The sequence below is a fragment of the Baaleninema simplex PCC 7105 genome (assembly GCF_000332355.1).
GTDB classification, from domain to species: domain Bacteria; phylum Cyanobacteriota; class Cyanobacteriia; order Cyanobacteriales; family Geitlerinemataceae; genus Baaleninema; species Baaleninema simplex.
Map to the genome: position 1 here is coordinate 3666294 of NZ_KB235958.1, position 16267 is coordinate 3682560.

The 16267-nt window shown below is 54.1% G+C and carries 15 protein-coding genes; 9 read left to right on the top strand and 6 right to left on the bottom strand.

The features are described from left to right. Positions 1 to 17 precede the first annotated feature (17 nt). On the bottom strand, positions 18 to 2033 hold the full coding sequence (locus GEI7105_RS0118705) for a GspE/PulE family protein (protein WP_017661957.1): 2016 nt from the start codon (positions 2031 to 2033) through the stop codon (positions 18 to 20). A gap of 184 nt (positions 2034 to 2217) precedes the next feature. Between GEI7105_RS0118705 and GEI7105_RS38625 the strand changes: the two genes are divergently transcribed. The 6 genes from GEI7105_RS38625 (at position 2218) to rsgA (ending at position 8224) form a co-directional block, all read left to right on the top strand. After that, positions 2218 to 2394 carry a hypothetical protein gene (locus GEI7105_RS38625; RefSeq protein ID WP_017661958.1) on the top strand — a complete coding sequence of 59 codons (177 nt, stop codon included), beginning with the start codon at positions 2218 to 2220 and terminating at the stop codon, positions 2392 to 2394. 108 nt (positions 2395 to 2502) lie between these two features. Beyond that, positions 2503 to 3261 carry a nucleotide exchange factor GrpE gene (gene grpE, locus GEI7105_RS0118715; RefSeq protein WP_017661959.1) on the top strand — a complete coding sequence of 253 codons (759 nt, stop codon included), beginning with the start codon at positions 2503 to 2505 and terminating at the stop codon, positions 3259 to 3261. 173 nt (positions 3262 to 3434) lie between these two features. Further along, on the top strand, positions 3435 to 5666 hold the full coding sequence (gene dnaK, locus GEI7105_RS0118720; protein WP_017661960.1) for a molecular chaperone DnaK: 2232 nt from the start codon (positions 3435 to 3437) through the stop codon (positions 5664 to 5666). Between the two features lie 100 nt (positions 5667 to 5766). Beyond that, the gene (gene dnaJ / locus GEI7105_RS0118725) at positions 5767 to 6897 is read left to right on the top strand and encodes a molecular chaperone DnaJ (RefSeq protein WP_017661961.1); all 1131 of its coding nucleotides are present in this window, start codon (positions 5767 to 5769) and stop codon (positions 6895 to 6897) included. Beyond that, positions 6894 to 7145, top strand: a complete 252-nt coding sequence (locus GEI7105_RS0118730) for a sulfurtransferase TusA family protein (RefSeq protein ID WP_017661962.1) — start codon at positions 6894 to 6896, stop codon at positions 7143 to 7145. Before dnaJ ends, GEI7105_RS0118730 begins: the two co-directional genes overlap by 4 nt. Next, positions 7142 to 8224: a small ribosomal subunit biogenesis GTPase RsgA gene (gene rsgA / locus GEI7105_RS0118735; protein ID WP_017661963.1), complete on the top strand. Its 1083-nt coding sequence runs from the start codon at positions 7142 to 7144 to the stop codon at positions 8222 to 8224. The genes GEI7105_RS0118730 and rsgA overlap by 4 nt, the downstream gene beginning before the upstream one ends. Before the next feature lie 106 nt (positions 8225 to 8330). Here the strand turns inward: rsgA and pirA are convergent, their stop codons facing one another. Beyond that, positions 8331 to 8486, bottom strand: coding sequence for an arginine synthesis PII-interacting regulator PirA (gene pirA / locus GEI7105_RS39085; RefSeq protein ID WP_017661964.1), 156 nt, complete (start codon positions 8484 to 8486; stop codon positions 8331 to 8333). A gap of 152 nt (positions 8487 to 8638) precedes the next feature. Between pirA and GEI7105_RS0118745 the strand changes: the two genes are divergently transcribed. Beyond that, the gene (locus GEI7105_RS0118745) at positions 8639 to 9151 is read left to right on the top strand and encodes a hypothetical protein (protein WP_017661965.1); all 513 of its coding nucleotides are present in this window, start codon (positions 8639 to 8641) and stop codon (positions 9149 to 9151) included. A 61-nt stretch (positions 9152 to 9212) separates the two neighbouring features. On the opposite strand, the gene GEI7105_RS31250 is transcribed toward GEI7105_RS0118745, so the two are convergent. Together GEI7105_RS31250 and GEI7105_RS0118755 are read right to left on the bottom strand one after the other, a co-directional pair. Beyond that, positions 9213 to 10097, bottom strand: coding sequence for a transporter substrate-binding domain-containing protein (locus GEI7105_RS31250; RefSeq protein ID WP_017661966.1), 885 nt, complete (start codon positions 10095 to 10097; stop codon positions 9213 to 9215). Positions 10098 to 10171: 74 nt separating this feature from the next. Continuing rightward, the gene (locus GEI7105_RS0118755; protein WP_017661967.1) at positions 10172 to 11110 is read right to left on the bottom strand and encodes a DUF4340 domain-containing protein; all 939 of its coding nucleotides are present in this window, start codon (positions 11108 to 11110) and stop codon (positions 10172 to 10174) included. On the opposite strand from GEI7105_RS0118755, the gene GEI7105_RS0118760 reads away from it, so the two are divergent. After that, positions 11109 to 12395 carry an RNA-guided endonuclease InsQ/TnpB family protein gene (locus GEI7105_RS0118760; RefSeq protein WP_017661968.1) on the top strand — a complete coding sequence of 429 codons (1287 nt, stop codon included), beginning with the start codon at positions 11109 to 11111 and terminating at the stop codon, positions 12393 to 12395. The genes GEI7105_RS0118755 and GEI7105_RS0118760 overlap by 2 nt on opposite strands. 229 nt (positions 12396 to 12624) lie before the next feature. Continuing rightward, positions 12625 to 13611 carry a cysteine synthase A gene (locus GEI7105_RS0118770; RefSeq protein ID WP_017661970.1) on the top strand — a complete coding sequence of 329 codons (987 nt, stop codon included), beginning with the start codon at positions 12625 to 12627 and terminating at the stop codon, positions 13609 to 13611. Positions 13612 to 13736: 125 nt separating this feature from the next. Here GEI7105_RS0118770 and psaK read toward each other — a convergent pair whose 3' ends face one another. Together psaK and GEI7105_RS0118785 are read right to left on the bottom strand one after the other, a co-directional pair. Continuing rightward, positions 13737 to 14075 carry a photosystem I reaction center subunit PsaK gene (gene psaK / locus GEI7105_RS0118775; RefSeq protein ID WP_017661971.1) on the bottom strand — a complete coding sequence of 113 codons (339 nt, stop codon included), beginning with the start codon at positions 14073 to 14075 and terminating at the stop codon, positions 13737 to 13739. A 301-nt stretch (positions 14076 to 14376) separates the two neighbouring features. Next, a complete protein-coding gene (locus GEI7105_RS0118785) occupies positions 14377 to 16209 on the bottom strand; it encodes an SWIM zinc finger family protein (protein WP_017661973.1) in 1833 nt (610 codons plus the stop codon). Between the last annotated feature and the right edge of the window lie 58 nt (positions 16210 to 16267).

Genomic DNA, 16267 nt, shown 5'->3' on the forward strand with positions numbered 1-16267 from the left:
TGTCCGTCAGTCGCCCCTCAGTCTTGGAAACGCGGCGTCATGCAGTAGGGGCAATCCATCCATTCGGAATTCAATCCCGCGCCGCAGGTGTTGCACGTCAGCGAACTCTTGCGTTTGGCTTTGAGTTCAGCTTCCAAACCCGAATCGGTAAAGGTGACGCGATCGACTTCCTCAAAGGTGGTGTATCCCTGTTGCACCAGACTGAGGCTGTAAGCGAGAAGGGTTGTCATCCCCTGTTCGACGGCTTTCTCCTTAATGCGTTCGGTGGGGGCGCCTTCGTTAATCAAGACCGCCAGTTCCTCAGTTGTTTGTAGGAACTCGTAAACCCCAACGCGACCTTTGTAGCCGACGCCGTTACATTTCGGACAGAGTTCGCCGCTGTTGAGGAGATCTTTGCGATCGCTCGCCGGAATCGTATTGGCTTTATAGAACGTCGCATCCACCTGACCCGACGACGACATTCCATAGCGGGCTAGTTCTTCCCGCGTCGGAGTGTAGGGAATGCGGCATTCACCACAGACGCGGCGCATCAAACGCTGAGCGAGAACCCCCAGTAACGCCCCCGATACCATAAACGGTTCGACGCCCATCTCATCGAGACGCGCGATCGCCCCGGCTGCGTCGTTCGTATGCAGCGTCGTCAAGACCAAGTGTCCCGTCAGTGCCGCCTCGATCGCCGTTTTCGCCGTTTCTTTGTCTCGAGTCTCACCCACCAGAATAATATCCGGGTCTTGTCGCAAGAACGCCCGTAGGATGTTGGCGAACGTCAAGTCTTTTTCCCGAATCACCTGACACTGACTGATCCCTTCGAGAGCGTACTCGATGGGGTCTTCCGCCGTACTGATATTGACTCCCGGATCGTTGCGTTCGGCCAAAATCGAATACAACGTGGTGGATTTACCCGACCCCGTCGGCCCCGTCACCAGAATCAAACCGAAGGGACGACTGGCTACATCTCGCACCTTCTGCAAGGTTTCGGGATCGGTAATGAGCTTGTCGAGACCCAATTGCGTCGACGAGTTGTCGAGAATCCGCAACACGATTTTTTCGCCGTAGCGCGTCGGGAGAGAGTTGACCCGGAAGTCTACTGGACGACCTTGGAAAATCCGACGAATCCGTCCGTCTTGAGCTTGGCGGCGTTCGGCGATGTCCAAATCGGCGATAATTTTGAAGCGAGACGTGACTGCCGGAACGATCGCTTTAGGGAGACGGGGGAACGGCTCGTGCAGTACGCCGTCTTTCCTCATGCGGATGCGGAGATATTCTTCTTGAGGTTCGACGTGAATGTCAGAAACAGCATCGGTTAGCGCTTTTCGCAGAATTTTGTTGACGAGGCTGATGACGCTTTTGTCTTCAGTGTCCGGTTCGGTGTCGAGTTCTTGGTGTTCTGCGGGGGCTTCTTCGAGTTCGTCCTCACCTCCCGCCAGTTGGTTGATATCGGTGAGGGTAATGGCGTTTTTCTCTTCCTGTTCCCGTCGCTGGTTTTCGGCTTCTTTTTTGACTTGTTCGTCGAGATAGCGCGAGATCAGTTGCTGGTAATCGTCGAAGGTAATCGCTCGCCGTTGTAGCTCTAACTCCTGCGATCGCAAAATGCGGCGGAGTTCGTCTTGAGCTTCGAGGTTGTCCGGATCGACCATCGCCACCACTAAGGTTTGTTCCTGAGTGGTTAAGGGAACGAAACGATAGCGGCGACAGCTATCGACCGACACCAGTTCGAGCAAACGTTTGATTTGACCCGGTGAAATTTCTGCGGTTTCGGGATCGAAGGATTCGACTCCGTAGAGAATTTTAAGCTCGAAGAGTTGCTGGCGTTTGTATTGAAGAATAAATTCAGGCGGCAAAGGTTTTCCCGTAATCCCTTCGATCGCCTCGATTAAGGGTAGACCTTTAGTTCGGCAGGCTTCTTGCGCCTGACTCATTTGATCGGGGCTGACGTGACCCGCTTGAATGAGTTTGTTGCCAAAAGGAGAAAAGTTTGTCTGGACGACTAACGCACGCCGAGCTTTGGATGCGCCAGAGGAAAGATTAGTCATGGTGGATGTCTAGCGTCGAATTGCGAGGGGAAGAGTAGTCGTGTTAGTTCGATTCGGCTCGGGGCGAACACCACTACTTGACAAGTCTAACTTACTCGACCTAGCAGGTGTGGGGACGGCTTTCGGGGAGCCTTTAGACTCTGACCGCTTCGCGCTTGACTCTCCTGTACCCCTCCAGCACCCCATGTTAAGATTCTTCAAAGAGGTGGCGAGCCTTTTATATCGATGTCGCCGGCCTCCAACCCGCTCGAGTGTCGTTCGAGACTCGCTGTTTTGGGGAAAACCACTCAGTCTCGAACAGTTGCAGTGGGGCGATCGCGTCGCCGACAAAGTAGCGGCGGCGTTAGAGGTTCCGTCGTAAGATACGTCAAACGACAGTTCGACGGGCGACCGTCGAAGTCGTGCGCCTCGCCGCGAACGCCTTCGACTCAAACCGTAAGCGTTGGAATATTGCAAAGGGAAGTCAGACATGGACGAAGAAAAGCAGTTCGAGAACGAGCGCCAAGCCACCGCCCAAGAGAGTTCCGAAACGGCAGTTGAAGCCCAAAACACGGAAGCGGCCGCCGAAGCGATCGAATCTGAACGCGCGTCCGCTGAAGGAGAACTAGAAACGCCGACAGAAGAGGCGATCGATCCGACGGCGATCGAAGCTGAAGCAGCTGCTCGCGAAGCGATCGAACGGGAAGCCGCCGAAGACGTGGCGACGACGCTCGAGACGCTGAAAGTTACGGCTGAAGCAGCTTCAGCGCAACTTGAAGAAATGAAATCTCAGTACGTGCGGCTGCAAGCCGATTTCGACAATTTTCGCAAGCGCACGGAAAAAGAGCGAGAAGCCCTCGAAGAACGAGCTAAATGCGAGGTTCTCCAAGAACTGTTACCGGTGGTCGATAACTTCGAGCGGGCGCGCACGCAAATCAAACCCCAAACAGATGGGGAAACCAACATCCATAAAAGCTATCAAAGTGTGTACAAGCTCATGGTCGATTGCTTGAAACGGTTGGGTGTCGCACCGATGCGCCCGGAAGGGGAAGAGTTCGACCCCAACCTGCACGAAGCCGTTATGCGCGAAGCCACCGACGAATACCCAGAAGGAACCGTGATGGGGGAACTGATGCGAGGCTACACCCTCGGCGATCGCGTCTTGCGCCATGCCATGGTGAAAGTGGCAGCTCCCCCGGAACCCGTGGTAAGCTCAGAAGAGGCGGAATCCGACGGGTCGGACGCCTAAAAGCTTTTTCATCGAGACGATCGGATAGAAGGCTAGAAGGCGAAAGCGGGCGTCGCGGCAGTCGATCGCAGAAAGGGTTAGAGGGTTCGTAGCTCTGGCTCGAAAATTCCCCTCACCCCCACGATCGCCCGCCGACTTGGAAACTCTTCACGTTCACACCCGCACCAAGGGATATGGGAAAAGTTATCGGTATCGACCTCGGGACGACGAACAGCTGTGTTGCCGTATTAGAAGGCGGCAAACCCGTCGTCATTCCCAACTCCGAAGGCGGACGCACCACGCCGAGCATGGTGGGGTTTACCAAATCGGGCGATCGCCTCGTCGGCCAACTGGCCAAGCGCCAGGCCGTGACGAACGCCGAAAATACCGTCTACAGCATCAAGCGGTTTATCGGCCGTCGTTGGGAAGAAACAGAAGAAGAGCGATCGCGAGTACCCTATACCTGCATCGTCGGACGGGACAATACGGTCGACGTTAAAATTCGCGATCGCCCCCACACCCCCCAAGAAATTTCGGCGACGATCCTGCAAAAACTCAAACAGGACGCCGAAACCTACCTCGGCGAACCCGTCTATCAAGCGGTCATAACCGTTCCGGCCTACTTCACCGACGGACAGCGGCAAGCGACCAAAGACGCCGGAACCATTGCCGGTTTGGAAGTGCTGCGGATTATTAACGAGCCGACCGCCGCCGCCTTAGCCTACGGTCTCGACAAAAAAGACGGCGATCGTACCGTTCTCGTGTTCGACCTCGGCGGCGGAACCTTCGACGTCTCGATCCTACAACTCGGAGACGGCGTGTTCGAGGTCAAAGCCACCGCCGGAAACAACCACCTCGGCGGCGACGACTTCGACAGCGCAGTCGTTCGCTGGCTCGTCGAGCAGTTCCGAGAGCAGAGCAATATCGACCTCTCGGGCGACAAAATGGCCATGCAGCGGGTACGCGAAGCGGCCGAAAAAGCCAAAATCGAACTGTCGTCCGTCACCAAAACCGCCGTAAATCTACCTTTTATTACCGCCGACGAAACCGGCCCCAAACATCTCGAAGTCGAACTGACTCGCACCCAGTTTGAAGAACTGGTACAGCCGCTGGTAGAGAACACCATCGAGCCGGTCAGCCGCGCCATCGAAGACGCCAACATCGCCCCCGAAGAGATCGATCGCATCGTCCTCGTGGGGGGATCGACGCGGATGCCTGCCGTGCAAGCGGCAATTCGCGAGTACTTCGGCGGACGAGACCCCGATCGCTCGGTGAATCCCGACGAAGCTGTGGCTATGGGCGCAGCCATTCAAGCCGGAGTCCTCGGGGGCGAAGTCCAAGACGTCCTGCTGCTCGACGTGACCCCACTGTCCCTCGGAATCGAGACCCTCGGAGAAGTGTTCACCAAGATTATCGAGCGCAACACCACCATTCCCACCAGCAAATCTCAGATGTTTTCCACCGCCACCGACGGTCAAACCTCCGTCGAAGTTCACGCCCTGCAAGGGGAACGGGCGATGGCAAGAGATAACAAGAGCTTGGGCAAATTTATCTTGATGGGGATTCCTCCGGCCCCACGCGGCATTCCCCAAATCGAAGTCAGCTTTGAAATCGATGCCAACGGCATCCTCAACGTTTCAGCTCGAGACAAAGGTACCGGCCGCGCTCAAAGTATCAAAATCACCAGTACCGGCGGTTTGAGCCAAGAAGAAATCGAGCAGATGCGCCAAGAGGCCGAAGTGAATGCCGAGCGGGACGAAGAACTGCGGGCGTTAGCCGAACTGCGAAACCAAGCCGACGCTCTGTTTTACAACTACGAAGATACCCTCAAACACAACGCCGATCTCGTCAGCGATCGCCTGAAACTCGAGGTGACCGAAACCGCTCATCGCTTGCGGGAAGCCCTCGAAGAACAACAACCCGATCTCGAAGAAATTCGATCGCGGCTGGCGGACTTCCAAAAAACCCTGTTCGCCATCGGCTCGGCGGTATACCAAGGGGAAGCCCCCTCAGACGAGGGAAACGACGAACTCGAAACGGCATTACCGTCTTCCGACGGGTTCGACGCCCTCGAATCGGGAGACTTCGATCGAAGCCTGTCCCCAGACTCAGAACCGTCACCCGATCGACTCGACGACGAACTCAGTTTAGACTTAGATAAAGAACTGCAAGATCTCGAAGCCTTGCTGTCTGAGGACAAATCGTCCCGAGCCGTTAAAGCGTCTCCACCTCCCCAGACGCCCGACGATCCCTTAACACCTCCCAAAAAACACCCGCCTCGGAAGCCCAAAACCCCGCCACCGAACACTCGGGGTCAAGAAAAAAAACCCCCGTCACAGGAGGCTAAAGGCAGTAATCCCTTCGAGATTTCGACCCCAGACTCGCCGCCCTCAACGGATGCCGACCCAGACAATCCGTTCTTCTAAAGGCTAGCTCGATTTCCGCCCCAGCGCCCCGAGTGGCGATCGGGCGGTTTCTCCACCCCTCGTTGTCGTGTCCAAAACCCCCAAACAGTAAATAGCGCGTATGGCTGTCGATTATTACGAACTGCTCGGCGTTTCTCGCAGCGCCGATAAAGACGAAATCAAGCGAGCCTTCCGGCGACTCGCTCGGAAATACCACCCCGACGTCAACAAAGAAGACGGGGCTGAAGAGCGGTTTAAAGAAATCAACCGCGCTTACGAAGTGCTGTCAGATCCGGAACTGCGAAATCGTTACGATCGCTTTGGCGAAGCAGGCGTCAGCTCCGGCGCAGCCGGTCCGGGTTTTTCTGACTTTTCCGACTTTTCCGGTGGATTTGCCGATATTTTCGAGACGTTTTTCAGTGGATTCGGCGGTGCCACCCAAACCCGTCGCCGTAGCGGACCGACTCGCGGCGACGACCTGCGCCTGGACTTAAAACTCGACTTCCGCGAAGCAGTATTCGGAGGCGAAAAAGAAATTCGCATCGGCCATCTCGAAACCTGCGAAACCTGCAATGGAACCGGTGCCAAACCGGGAACGCGACCGAGTAGCTGCGGCACTTGCGGCGGGTCGGGACAGGTGCGCCGCGCCACCCGCACCCCCTTCGGGAGCTTTACCCAAGTGTCGGTTTGTCCGACCTGTAACGGTAGTGGTCAGGTCATCGAAGAAAAATGCGGCACTTGCGCGGGAAAAGGACAAAAACAAGTCACTAAAAAGCTAAAAATTACCATTCCCGCCGGAGTCGATAACGGGACGCGCTTGCGGGTGCAGTCGGAAGGAGACGCCGGAAAACGCAACGGACCGCCGGGGGATTTGTACGTTTATCTGTTCGTCAACGAAGATCCCGAATTCAAACGCGACGGTATTAACATCCTGTCGGACATTAACATTAGCTATTTACAAGCCATTCTCGGCTGTAAAATTCCCGTTCGGACGCTAGACGGGAAAGAAGACATCGAAGTGACGATTCCCCCCGGAACGCAACCGGGACATCAGATCGTCCTCGAAGAACAAGGTGTACCTCGGTTGGGCAATCCCGTCAGTCGCGGCGATCGTATTTTGACGGTGAACGTCCAGATTCCTACCAAAGTCAGCACCGAAGAGCGAGAACTGTTGGAAAAACTCGCGAAACTTCGTGGCGATCGCTTTGGAAAAGGAGGTGTCGAAGGGTTTTTAGGAGGACTGTTCAAGTGAGCCAGCCTGCAACCTCGACCCCCGACGCCCAAATGGATTTGCGGGGAACGCCCTGTCCGATTAACTTCGTGCGGACGAAACTGCGCCTGCAACAGATGGAACCGGGTCAACTGCTCGAAGTGTGGCTCGATCCCGGCGAACCGATCGAACAGGTTCCCGAAAGTCTGACGGTGGCCGGATATACCGTCGAAGATATCGACGATCGCTCGGAGTTTTTCGTGTTGTACGTCCGTCGTCCCCGAGCATGAGCGAGCCGCGTGTGAGTTCCCCGACCTGTTCCGAAACGCTCCCGGTGGGAACGGTGTTAGCAACCCAGGCTAACTTTTATCAGGTTCAACTCGACCCAGATGCGGGCTGGCCGAAATCGTCGCTGTTGTGTACCCGCCGCACGCGCTTGAAGAAAATCGGCCAACAGGTGATGGTGGGCGATCGCGTCGCGGTAGAAGAACCCGATTGGGAAGGGGAGCGGGGAGCGATCGCCGAGGTTTTACCCCGACGTACCGAACTCGATCGCCCCCCGGTGGCCAACGCCGATTGCGTGTTGCTGGTGTTCGCCATCGAAGAACCCACCCTCGATCCCGTACAACTCAGTCGGTTTCTCGTCAAAGCCGAATCGACTCAACTGGGGGTGCAGTTATGTCTCAACAAAAGCGATTTGGTGGCGGAGGACGAACGCCGACAGTGGCGCGATCGCCTGAGAGCGTGGGGTTACGATCCCCTGTTCCTCAGCGTTTTAACGGGATTGGGCCTCGACGAACTCCAGCAACACCTGCGCGATCGCATTACCATTTTGGCCGGACCGTCAGGGGTCGGGAAATCTAGCACCATCAACCGACTGATTCCCTCGGCGAACTTGCGAGTCGCTCGCGTGTCGGGAAAATTGGGACGCGGACGCCATACCACCCGCCACGTGGAACTGTTCGAGTTACCCAGCGGGGGATTGCTGGCAGATACCCCCGGCTTCAACCAACCGGAATTCGATTGTACGCCGGCCGAACTAGGCGGGTGTTTTCCCGAAATCCGACAGCGGTTGGAGTTTCAAACCTGTCAGTTTAGCGACTGTCTCCATCGGGAAGAACCCAACTGTGTCGTTCGGGGTGATTGGGAGCGCTACGAGCATTATTTGAGCTTTCTCGAGGAGGCGATCGCCCGTCAAGACGCCTTGCAACAACTCGGCGATCGCGAATCGACGCTGAAAATGAAAACGACCCGCGACGGACGCCGCTATTACGAACCCAAACTGGCCTCGAAAAAGTATCGTCGGATATCCCGACGCCGCCAACACCAGGACTTACAAGATCTCTGCGAGGAGTTCGACGAACTTTAAAAGGCAAACCCCCGGCTTCCAAGAGAAACTCGGGGTTTATCGGATAAAAGAGGAAACGATCGCGATCGCTCCCTCTCCAGTGGAAACGAGTCGATCGCGCGATCGTTCAACGAAGATAGTTGGCTTCAGCCTCGAGTTGACGGAGTAGCTTTTCGTCGCCATTGGCGCGAGCGACTTCCATACGACGTTGTAAGGTTTGCATCATCGCGGTGCGGTGGGTTTCAGCCGCTTCTCGGACGGCTTTTCGAGTGATTTTGTTCATGGCAAACAGAAAATTTTAAGACTATAGTTTATAGGTTCACTGTTTAATATATCATTTTCAAGATTTGACGGTATCGGACGTTACCGAATTGTTACGATCGCGAAATCGAACCAGGATGTTAAAATTCCTGAAGTTTGCCGAGACAATCGCTTATGCGACGCCCCCCGAGACGGACTCGAACTCCCCATATTATCCTCACCGCAATCCTTTTGGCGATGAGTGCCGGAGGAGCCGTTGCCTTCAGTCGTTACCGAGCCAACCAGCATAAAATCGCCCAATGTACCCAACTCGTCGATCGCGTCAATCAAGGGTACGCCAAAGCGATCGCCTTTCAAGGCCAAGACGTCGCCGCTCTCAACAACCTCGCCGAAGACTTAGCCAACGTCGCCGGACAGTTACGAGCGATCGACGTAACGGACGAAACCCTCAGCCAGCAACGACAGCGTTTCGCCCAAGCCTACCGAGAACTCAGCGACGCCTACCGTCAGATGGGAACGGCGTTAGACGCTGCTGAAACTGCCCCCAGAACCGAATCCGGGCGAGATCGCGTCCGCCAAGCCCAAGCCGACGTCAAAGCCGCCGGAGCCCAAGCCCACCAAGCCGCCCGATACGTAGACGAACTGGCGATCGAAATCAACCAATATTGCGGAGTTGCCTCGAATTGAGGAGAGGGGGCGATGAGGTGAACTGTCCTTACTGTTCCCCGTTCCCCGTTCCCTGTAAAAGTCAACCGCGCAATTCCTCGCGGCAATAGTCGATGGTGGGGAGGATGTAATCGGTTACGTCGCGAAACCAGGTGCGTAACAATTCGTTAGTGCGATCGTCCTCAATCAGAGCGTTGACAAACGCCGCCCACTCCGGATCGTTTTCCGGCAACACCATACCGTAGAATTCACAGGTGATGGGGTCTTCGGGAAAGAACGAATATTCAGACAGCGACAGTTGCAACTTCACCATTTCTCCCAACAACAGCACCTCGTCGTCTGCGAAACCGTCGAGACTGCCCTGTAACGCCGTCACGCCCTGTTCCGTGGCGACACTGCCCCGAAATCGGATGACATCGGCTTGTGGATAGCGATCGCGCAGCATTTCTTCTGCGACGGTATCGGCCACCACACCGATCGTCAGTCCCTCCCCAGCCTCGCTTTCTCTGAGGCGATCGCGGGCGTTCTGAGACACCAGTAACCGCAACCCCGTTAAGAAAAAGGGGCGAGAAAAGGTGACGCCGTCGATCTCGTCGCGAATTGTGTTAGGACCGCATTCGATGTGGACGCGTCCGCTACGGACGAGATCGAAGCGAGTGGAAGGACTGCTCGGAACCAGTTTGACAACGGGGAGAATTGAGGAGTCGAGGCGATCGTGCAGTGCGTTCTGTAAGAGTTCGGCAAAGGCGAGACAATAGCCTCGAAGGTTGCGATTGATGTCGCGGTAGCCAAAAGGAATCGCATCGTCTCGAACGCCGATTCGCAGTTCTCCGGTTTGTTCGATTTCCCTGAGAACGGATTGGGGAGAAAGGGAGAGGGGGAGAGGGGGAGAAGGGGAGAAGGGGAGAGGAGGAGAGGGGGAGAGGGGGAGAAGAAGGCTGGAGAGAAAGGCGGCGAGAGGTTTCATGGTTAGCTGCGCTGTTGGAGGTGTGGACGCGAACTGACAGAGAAACCCCCGTAGAATGGATATCTGATTAGATTTTACGGCGTTTCTGGTTCGGGGGTGGCTTCGGGTTCCGTTTCGGTTTCTGTCGCTTCGGGTTCGGGTGCAGTTTCTGCCTCGACGGGTTCGTCTGCGGCGTCGGGATTCGGTGTCGCTTCCGGTGTCGGTGTCGCTTCAGATTCAACTTCTCCCTCTGGAGTTTCAGGAGTCGGTGGCGGTTCGAGTTGTCCTTCCTCACCTTCGCTGGAATTCGGTGGCGGTTCGGCTTTCCAGTCTTCTAGGGTGCGATCGAGCGCGTTTTCCAGATTTGTCGGTAACAACAACACTGTTAACTCCGCCGCGTCTTCAGTCGGATCGGCGATCGCATAGACGAAATTATCGGTAAAATCCCGCTCTCCGACGAGGAGACGGTGGGTTTCACCGTTTTCGAGGCTGAAATTTACCGTTGCAACGGGTGTTTCGAGACCGTATTGGGCTGTTTCCTCAGTTTTAACAGAGATCGATCGCTCGGCTTCGGCGTTGGCGAGAGCGGACAGTAAAAACGTCACGTAAGCATCGGTGGCGGGGGTGGCGTTTCCCTCGGGTTCGCCGTCTTTCAACGGGGTAAACTCCCAGTTGGCGACGGTAAACTCCTCTCCATCGGGCGATCGCAATTCTACGGGTTCTGCTAGCGGCGTCAGAGCGATCGCGTAATCCGCTGTGGTGATTTCAATGCTCGTCACCCGTTCTTCGTCAAAAACGAACGCCCGTTTCTGTTGCGCTTGGCGTTCTTCTTGCTGCGGCGCGATAACGGTATCGTACAACCAAAGACCTCCCGCCAACACGATGGCGAGGGGAATCAGAACTTGAGTCGATCGCTTGAGCTTCATCTTTTCTTCGGCGCGGAGACCCCCGCTATACCCGGAAGGGTTAGCGGCGGGAGGAAGCGCCGCCTCCCGTCTTCGGATTACAACAAACTGTTCTAAAATGTAAGGCATGGTACTGAGAGCCTTCCGATATCGTTTCTACCCGACCTCGGCACAGGAAAACCTCCTGCGCCGGACTTTGGGCTGCGTTCGTCTGGTTTACAACAAAGCCTTGGCCGCCAGAACCCAGGCGTGGTACGAACGACAAGAACGAATCGGATACCCTCAAACCTCGTCGATGTTGACGGCCTGGAAAACCGAAGAAGAGTTGCAGTTTTTGAACGAGGTTAGTTCTGTTCCTTTGCAACAGGGATTGCGACACCTCCAAAAAGCCTTTAGCAACTTCTTTAGCCATCTGACCAAGTATCCCCGGTTTAAGAAAAAACGCAATGGGGGTAGTGCCGAGTTTACTCGCTCGGCTTTTCGTTGGAAAGACGGACAGTTGTGGTTGGCGAAATGCAGCGAACCGCTGAACGTCCGTTGGAGTCGCCAACTTCCCAAAGGGGTGGAACCCTCGACGGTCACGGTGAGTTTCGACCCCTCGGGACGCTGGCACGTTTCGCTGTTGGTCGAAGACGCAACCGTTAAACCGTTGCCCCAAGCCGAGAAATCTATCGGCGTCGATGTGGGAATTAATTCTTTGGTCGTCACCTCTGATGGTGAGAAGATTACCAATCCCCGACATTTCAACAAACATTACAAACGCTTGAGACGCGCCCAGAAAGCCCTGTCTCGTAAGATGAAGGGTTCTCGTAACCGAGAGAAAGCGCGTCGGAAAGTAGCGAAGATTCACGCCAAGATTACCGATTCTCGGACAGACTACCTGCATAAGCGGTGCGACCCCGCGCCGTCGCACGGCGCTAGGGAACGCGCACCAAGAGAGCTGAGTACCCGACTCGTTCGTGAAAATCAAACGATTGTAGTCGAGGACTTGTCGGTCAAAAATATGGTGAAAAACCCGAAATTGGCGAGACATATCTCAGATTGTGCGTGGTCGGAGTTCGTCAACCAACTGGACTATAAGTGTCAGTGGTACGGACGTACTCTTGTCAAGGTAGATAAGTGGTTTCCGAGTAGTAAGCGATGTGGACATTGCGGACATATCGTCGAATCGTTGCCGTTAAGTGTCAGAGAGTGGACTTGTCCTGAGTGTGGGACGGTTCACGATCGAGACCTGAATGCGGCGAAGAACCTGTTGGCGGCGGGACACGCCGTGTCAGTCTGTGGAGCGGACATAAGACGCAGTCTTCGCAGCTCTCGGAGCTTGCATCCGAGAGAACGAAGACCCAAAGGGCATCCGTCCGGAGGGCAGTTGCGAAAGACCCGCAAGGGACCGAAGCAGAAACCCAAATCGTGAGGTTTGGGAATCCCCCGCTACAGCCACCAGGTTTAGCGGGGGAGGATGTCAACGACGGTATTACCAATCGGTTCGTTTTCCTAACATACTGGATCTCGCGACCGGGCGATCGCCGTTTTGCGCCTCACTCGAACCCGATACAATCTTTTAAGAACGATAACTCGAACTTTGGGCAGTCGAGAACGGTTTCTCGCACTGCTCGATCGACGCACACGCAACGGATCGACGCATGGATATCACAAACGGCTTTGTCGGAACAGTCGGTAACACACCCCTGATTCGCCTCAACAGCTTTAGCGAAGAAACGGGCTGTGAGATTTTAGGAAAAGCGGAATTTCTCAATCCAGGCGGTTCGGTCAAAGACCGAGCGGCACTCTATATTATTCAAGATGCCGAAGACAAAGGGTTGTTGAAACCCGGCGGTACGGTAGTTGAAGGGACGGCGGGCAATACCGGAATCGGCTTGACCCACATTTGCAACGCCAAAGGCTATCGATGCCTCATTATTATCCCAGAAACCCAGTCTCAGGAGAAAATGGACACGCTGCGGACGTTGGGGGCAGAAGTTCGCCCCGTTCCGGCGGTTCCCTATCGCGATCCCAACAACTACGTGAAACTGTCGGGACGACTGGCGGAGGAAATGGACAACGCGATTTGGGCTAACCAGTTCGATAATTTAGCCAACCGCCGCGCTCACTACGAAACGACAGGGCCGGAGATTTGGGCGCAGACAGACGGTAAAATCGACGCTTGGGTAGCTGCGACGGGAACCGGTGGTACTTATGCGGGGGCGGCAATGTTCTTTAAGGAGAAAAACCCCAACGTGAAATGCGTCGTCGCCGATCCGATGGGAAGCGGACTGTACAGCTATGTGAAAACTGGGGAAATCAACACTGAAGGCAGTTCGGTAACGGAAGGCATCGGAAACAGCCGCATTACGGCGAATATGGAAGGTGCGCCCCTCGACGACGCCGTGCAAATCGACGATATGGAAGCGGTTCGCGTCATTTACCAACTGTTGCGAAAAGACGGTTTGTTTATGGGCGGTTCTGTCGGTATTAACGTCGGGGCGGCGGTGGCGTTGGCTAAGGAACTCGGCCCCGGACATACGATCGTGACGGTGTTGTGCGACAGCGGTTCGCGCTACCAGTCGCGGTTGTACAATGCTGAGTGGTTGGCGGAGAAAGGGTTGGCGATCGACGAATCGTCTGTTTGACGCGGACGATCGCCGCTAAATTTCAAACATGATAATAAAAGTGCGATCGCATCTCTAACGAGGTCAGGCGATCGCACTGAATGTGATAAAGCCGTGTCAAGCGACAAAAGTAGAAGAACCGAGAATTAGAGTGCGCCGACGCTCTGTAAACCCAAAATCACACCGACTCCGAGAATGTGACCGAAGCTGGTGGTGGCGATGACGGCAGGCAATCCAAAGCCGCCAAACAGTTCGGGAGACGGCATGGCCGGTCCTTCGCTGGGTTTTTGGATGGTGTATTTTCCGATCGCGATGGCGAGGATGTTGCAAACGATCATGACGATGGCGATGTTGATATTCCACTCGCTCGTCATGGGTGTCAGGGCAAATAAAACGCTTTGTAACATAGCAATCCCAAACAGGTTAAACGAACCGAAAGACGACCGATCGATCGAAACACGAACGCCGTTCGCGCTCGATCGCAATCCGAAGTTTTTATAAAAAACTGGGAATTTGATGTTCAGTTGTGCTGAACCACTGAATCTTCCCGATTTCGGAAAACGAATCGCTGAGAATACCTATTATCAAATCCCACGCGATCGCTGACGTTTTTGTTGCAGGACTTTACATTTTTGTAAATTTTTATCTCTTCTCGAAGATTTGGTATTGCATTATGCAGAAAAATATGTATCTCTGCTTTTCGAGCCATTCGTTCCATCGATCGAAGACACGAGAAATCCGAAATCTCGAAGCGTCCGGGTTCTCTCTCAATAGTTACAAATATAGTTACAAACCCGCTTCGTTCAGCAATCCAATAAACTTATATTTTCGACCGTGTTCTTGAGTTAAACGGTTGCGGTAAGACAGCCACCCTTGAGAGTTGTCGAGTTGTTCGTAAGCGTGTTTGACATATTTCAACCAATCGATCGCGTGATGGTATGCTTTGGCTAAAGCGCGATCGAGAATATCTTCAGCGCGATCGCGAGCGTTGTTTAACACCCATTCAGCGCGATCGGACAGTACCGCATCCATCACTTGTCGAATCAAATCTCGATCGGGATAGTAGAGATCGTTAACGAGAGCGATCGCTTCGTCAAACATTTGTTCGTACAAATAAATTTGCACGCGAGCGGACAAAGCATTCCATCCCGAATATTCCTTCAACGACTGCAATAAGTCTTCTTTTAAGACATCCCAGTTTTCACCAGCAATTTCTTGGATTTTTAGATAATCTTCATAAGTTGCTATTGCTTTGAACGCTTCAAATTTTGCGGATAAAATCATATCAAAATTCTGTAAGCGTTCGGCAATTTCACTCGTCCACATTGCCAGATCGTACTGAGTTTTCTTCTCGGTATAATTTATCGCATTGGATCCGTAAAGCAATGCAGATCTGGTATCGAGATCTAAACCTTTGACGGCTAAATCTAATGCAACGTCGAGTCGATCTTTTTCTGCAAATTGCTTTGAAATTGTGACGGCTTCCTCTTTCGTTTTAATTGAGTCGAGTTGTGCGATCGCATCTTCAATACGTTCGCATTGAATTAACATTTCCAAATATAAGTCGATCTGTTCCGTAAACCGAGATAAATTGAGATATTCCTCAAATCGTTCCTGACGTTCGAGAAGTTTCAAACGAATTTTCACCAACTCTAGAGGTTCGGTAAACTCAGTGGGAGACTGTCCGGTTAACACCTGTTGGAGCGCCTCGTCGTCCCACCCTCGATCGAACGCTAAACGGCGCAGCGGAAACCAATCAGGACAGCGATCGTCGTCGGCTTCTATAACGACTTCCAAATCGACTTTTTGCGGCGCATCGAGATCCGTACTCAAAAGGGTTTCCGCCCACAGGCGATCGAGTTCTTCACGAAATTCGAGTAAGTCCAGTCCGTAATTGTCCAGGTCGTCCCATCGATCGAGGTAGACTTCAGTAATCGCTTCCAAAATCGCGATCGCATCGTGACCCGATCCGCGATCGAGATAGAGTCGGACGGGATCGAACAGGTCGAAAACTTCCTCTTCAATGGGATTGTCGTAATCGCATTCCCCACTTTCAAACCGATCGATTCCCCGAGTGATGGTGAGATCGAGTCGTTGTCGAAACGGTTTTACGTCAACGACTGGCGGCGGCGGCGGAAGTGGAGGAATTCGTTCTTCTAGCGATGCGTTGTCGCGAACGTAGGCTTCGATATCTTCGATGAGAAACGGATGGAGATCGACGAGATGCTCGATCAGAGCGACTTCTTGAAACTCTTCCAACGCTCCGAGTAAATCGCCTAAGCTAAAGCGTTCTTCGATCTGTTCGGCATCGTGGAGATACGTCAAGGCTACGGCGACGATATGCTTGCACCATCCCCCCCAATCGTAAGGACAGGAACACTCCGCCGAGCAACTCTCCACGTCCAAAAACGTGTCGTAATACGACTGACTTTCGCCCATAACACAGGCTTGGAGGAGGCTTCCCCGTCGCGAGATCGATTGGACTTGACCCCATTCGTAATATTCTCTCCCCCGCTCGATCGATTGTGGGGTCGCGTTGCGTTCGATATCACTGAAATTCAACTGTTCGGACATGGAAAATACCTCCGCTGACTGTCTGAGAATGACTGTTTGAGACATCTAGAATCGAGCCGATCGCAAGTGGCATCGCTAGGGAGTTCGTGAGGTCGGAAAAATC

What these genes read in the sequence shown, in the direction of transcription:
- GEI7105_RS0118705 (WP_017661957.1), bottom strand. Translation starts at nt 2,033, where the DNA reads ATGACTAATCTTTCCTCTGGCGCATCCAAAGCTCGGCGTGCGTTAGTC.
- GEI7105_RS38625 (WP_017661958.1), top strand. Translation starts at nt 2,218, where the DNA reads ATGTTAAGATTCTTCAAAGAGGTGGCGAGCCTTTTATATCGATGTCGC.
- grpE (WP_017661959.1), top strand. Translation starts at nt 2,503, where the DNA reads ATGGACGAAGAAAAGCAGTTCGAGAACGAGCGCCAAGCCACCGCCCAA.
- dnaK (WP_017661960.1), top strand. Translation starts at nt 3,435, where the DNA reads ATGGGAAAAGTTATCGGTATCGACCTCGGGACGACGAACAGCTGTGTT.
- dnaJ (WP_017661961.1), top strand. Translation starts at nt 5,767, where the DNA reads ATGGCTGTCGATTATTACGAACTGCTCGGCGTTTCTCGCAGCGCCGAT.
- rsgA (WP_017661963.1), top strand. Translation starts at nt 7,142, where the DNA reads ATGAGCGAGCCGCGTGTGAGTTCCCCGACCTGTTCCGAAACGCTCCCG.
- pirA (WP_017661964.1), bottom strand. Translation starts at nt 8,486, where the DNA reads ATGAACAAAATCACTCGAAAAGCCGTCCGAGAAGCGGCTGAAACCCAC.
- GEI7105_RS0118745 (WP_017661965.1), top strand. Translation starts at nt 8,639, where the DNA reads ATGCGACGCCCCCCGAGACGGACTCGAACTCCCCATATTATCCTCACC.
- GEI7105_RS31250 (WP_017661966.1), bottom strand. Translation starts at nt 10,097, where the DNA reads ATGAAACCTCTCGCCGCCTTTCTCTCCAGCCTTCTTCTCCCCCTCTCC.
- GEI7105_RS0118760 (WP_017661968.1), top strand. Translation starts at nt 11,109, where the DNA reads ATGGTACTGAGAGCCTTCCGATATCGTTTCTACCCGACCTCGGCACAG.
- GEI7105_RS0118755 (WP_017661967.1), bottom strand. Translation starts at nt 11,110, where the DNA reads ATGCCTTACATTTTAGAACAGTTTGTTGTAATCCGAAGACGGGAGGCG.
- GEI7105_RS0118770 (WP_017661970.1), top strand. Translation starts at nt 12,625, where the DNA reads ATGGATATCACAAACGGCTTTGTCGGAACAGTCGGTAACACACCCCTG.
- GEI7105_RS0118785 (WP_017661973.1), bottom strand. Translation starts at nt 16,209, where the DNA reads ATGTCTCAAACAGTCATTCTCAGACAGTCAGCGGAGGTATTTTCCATG.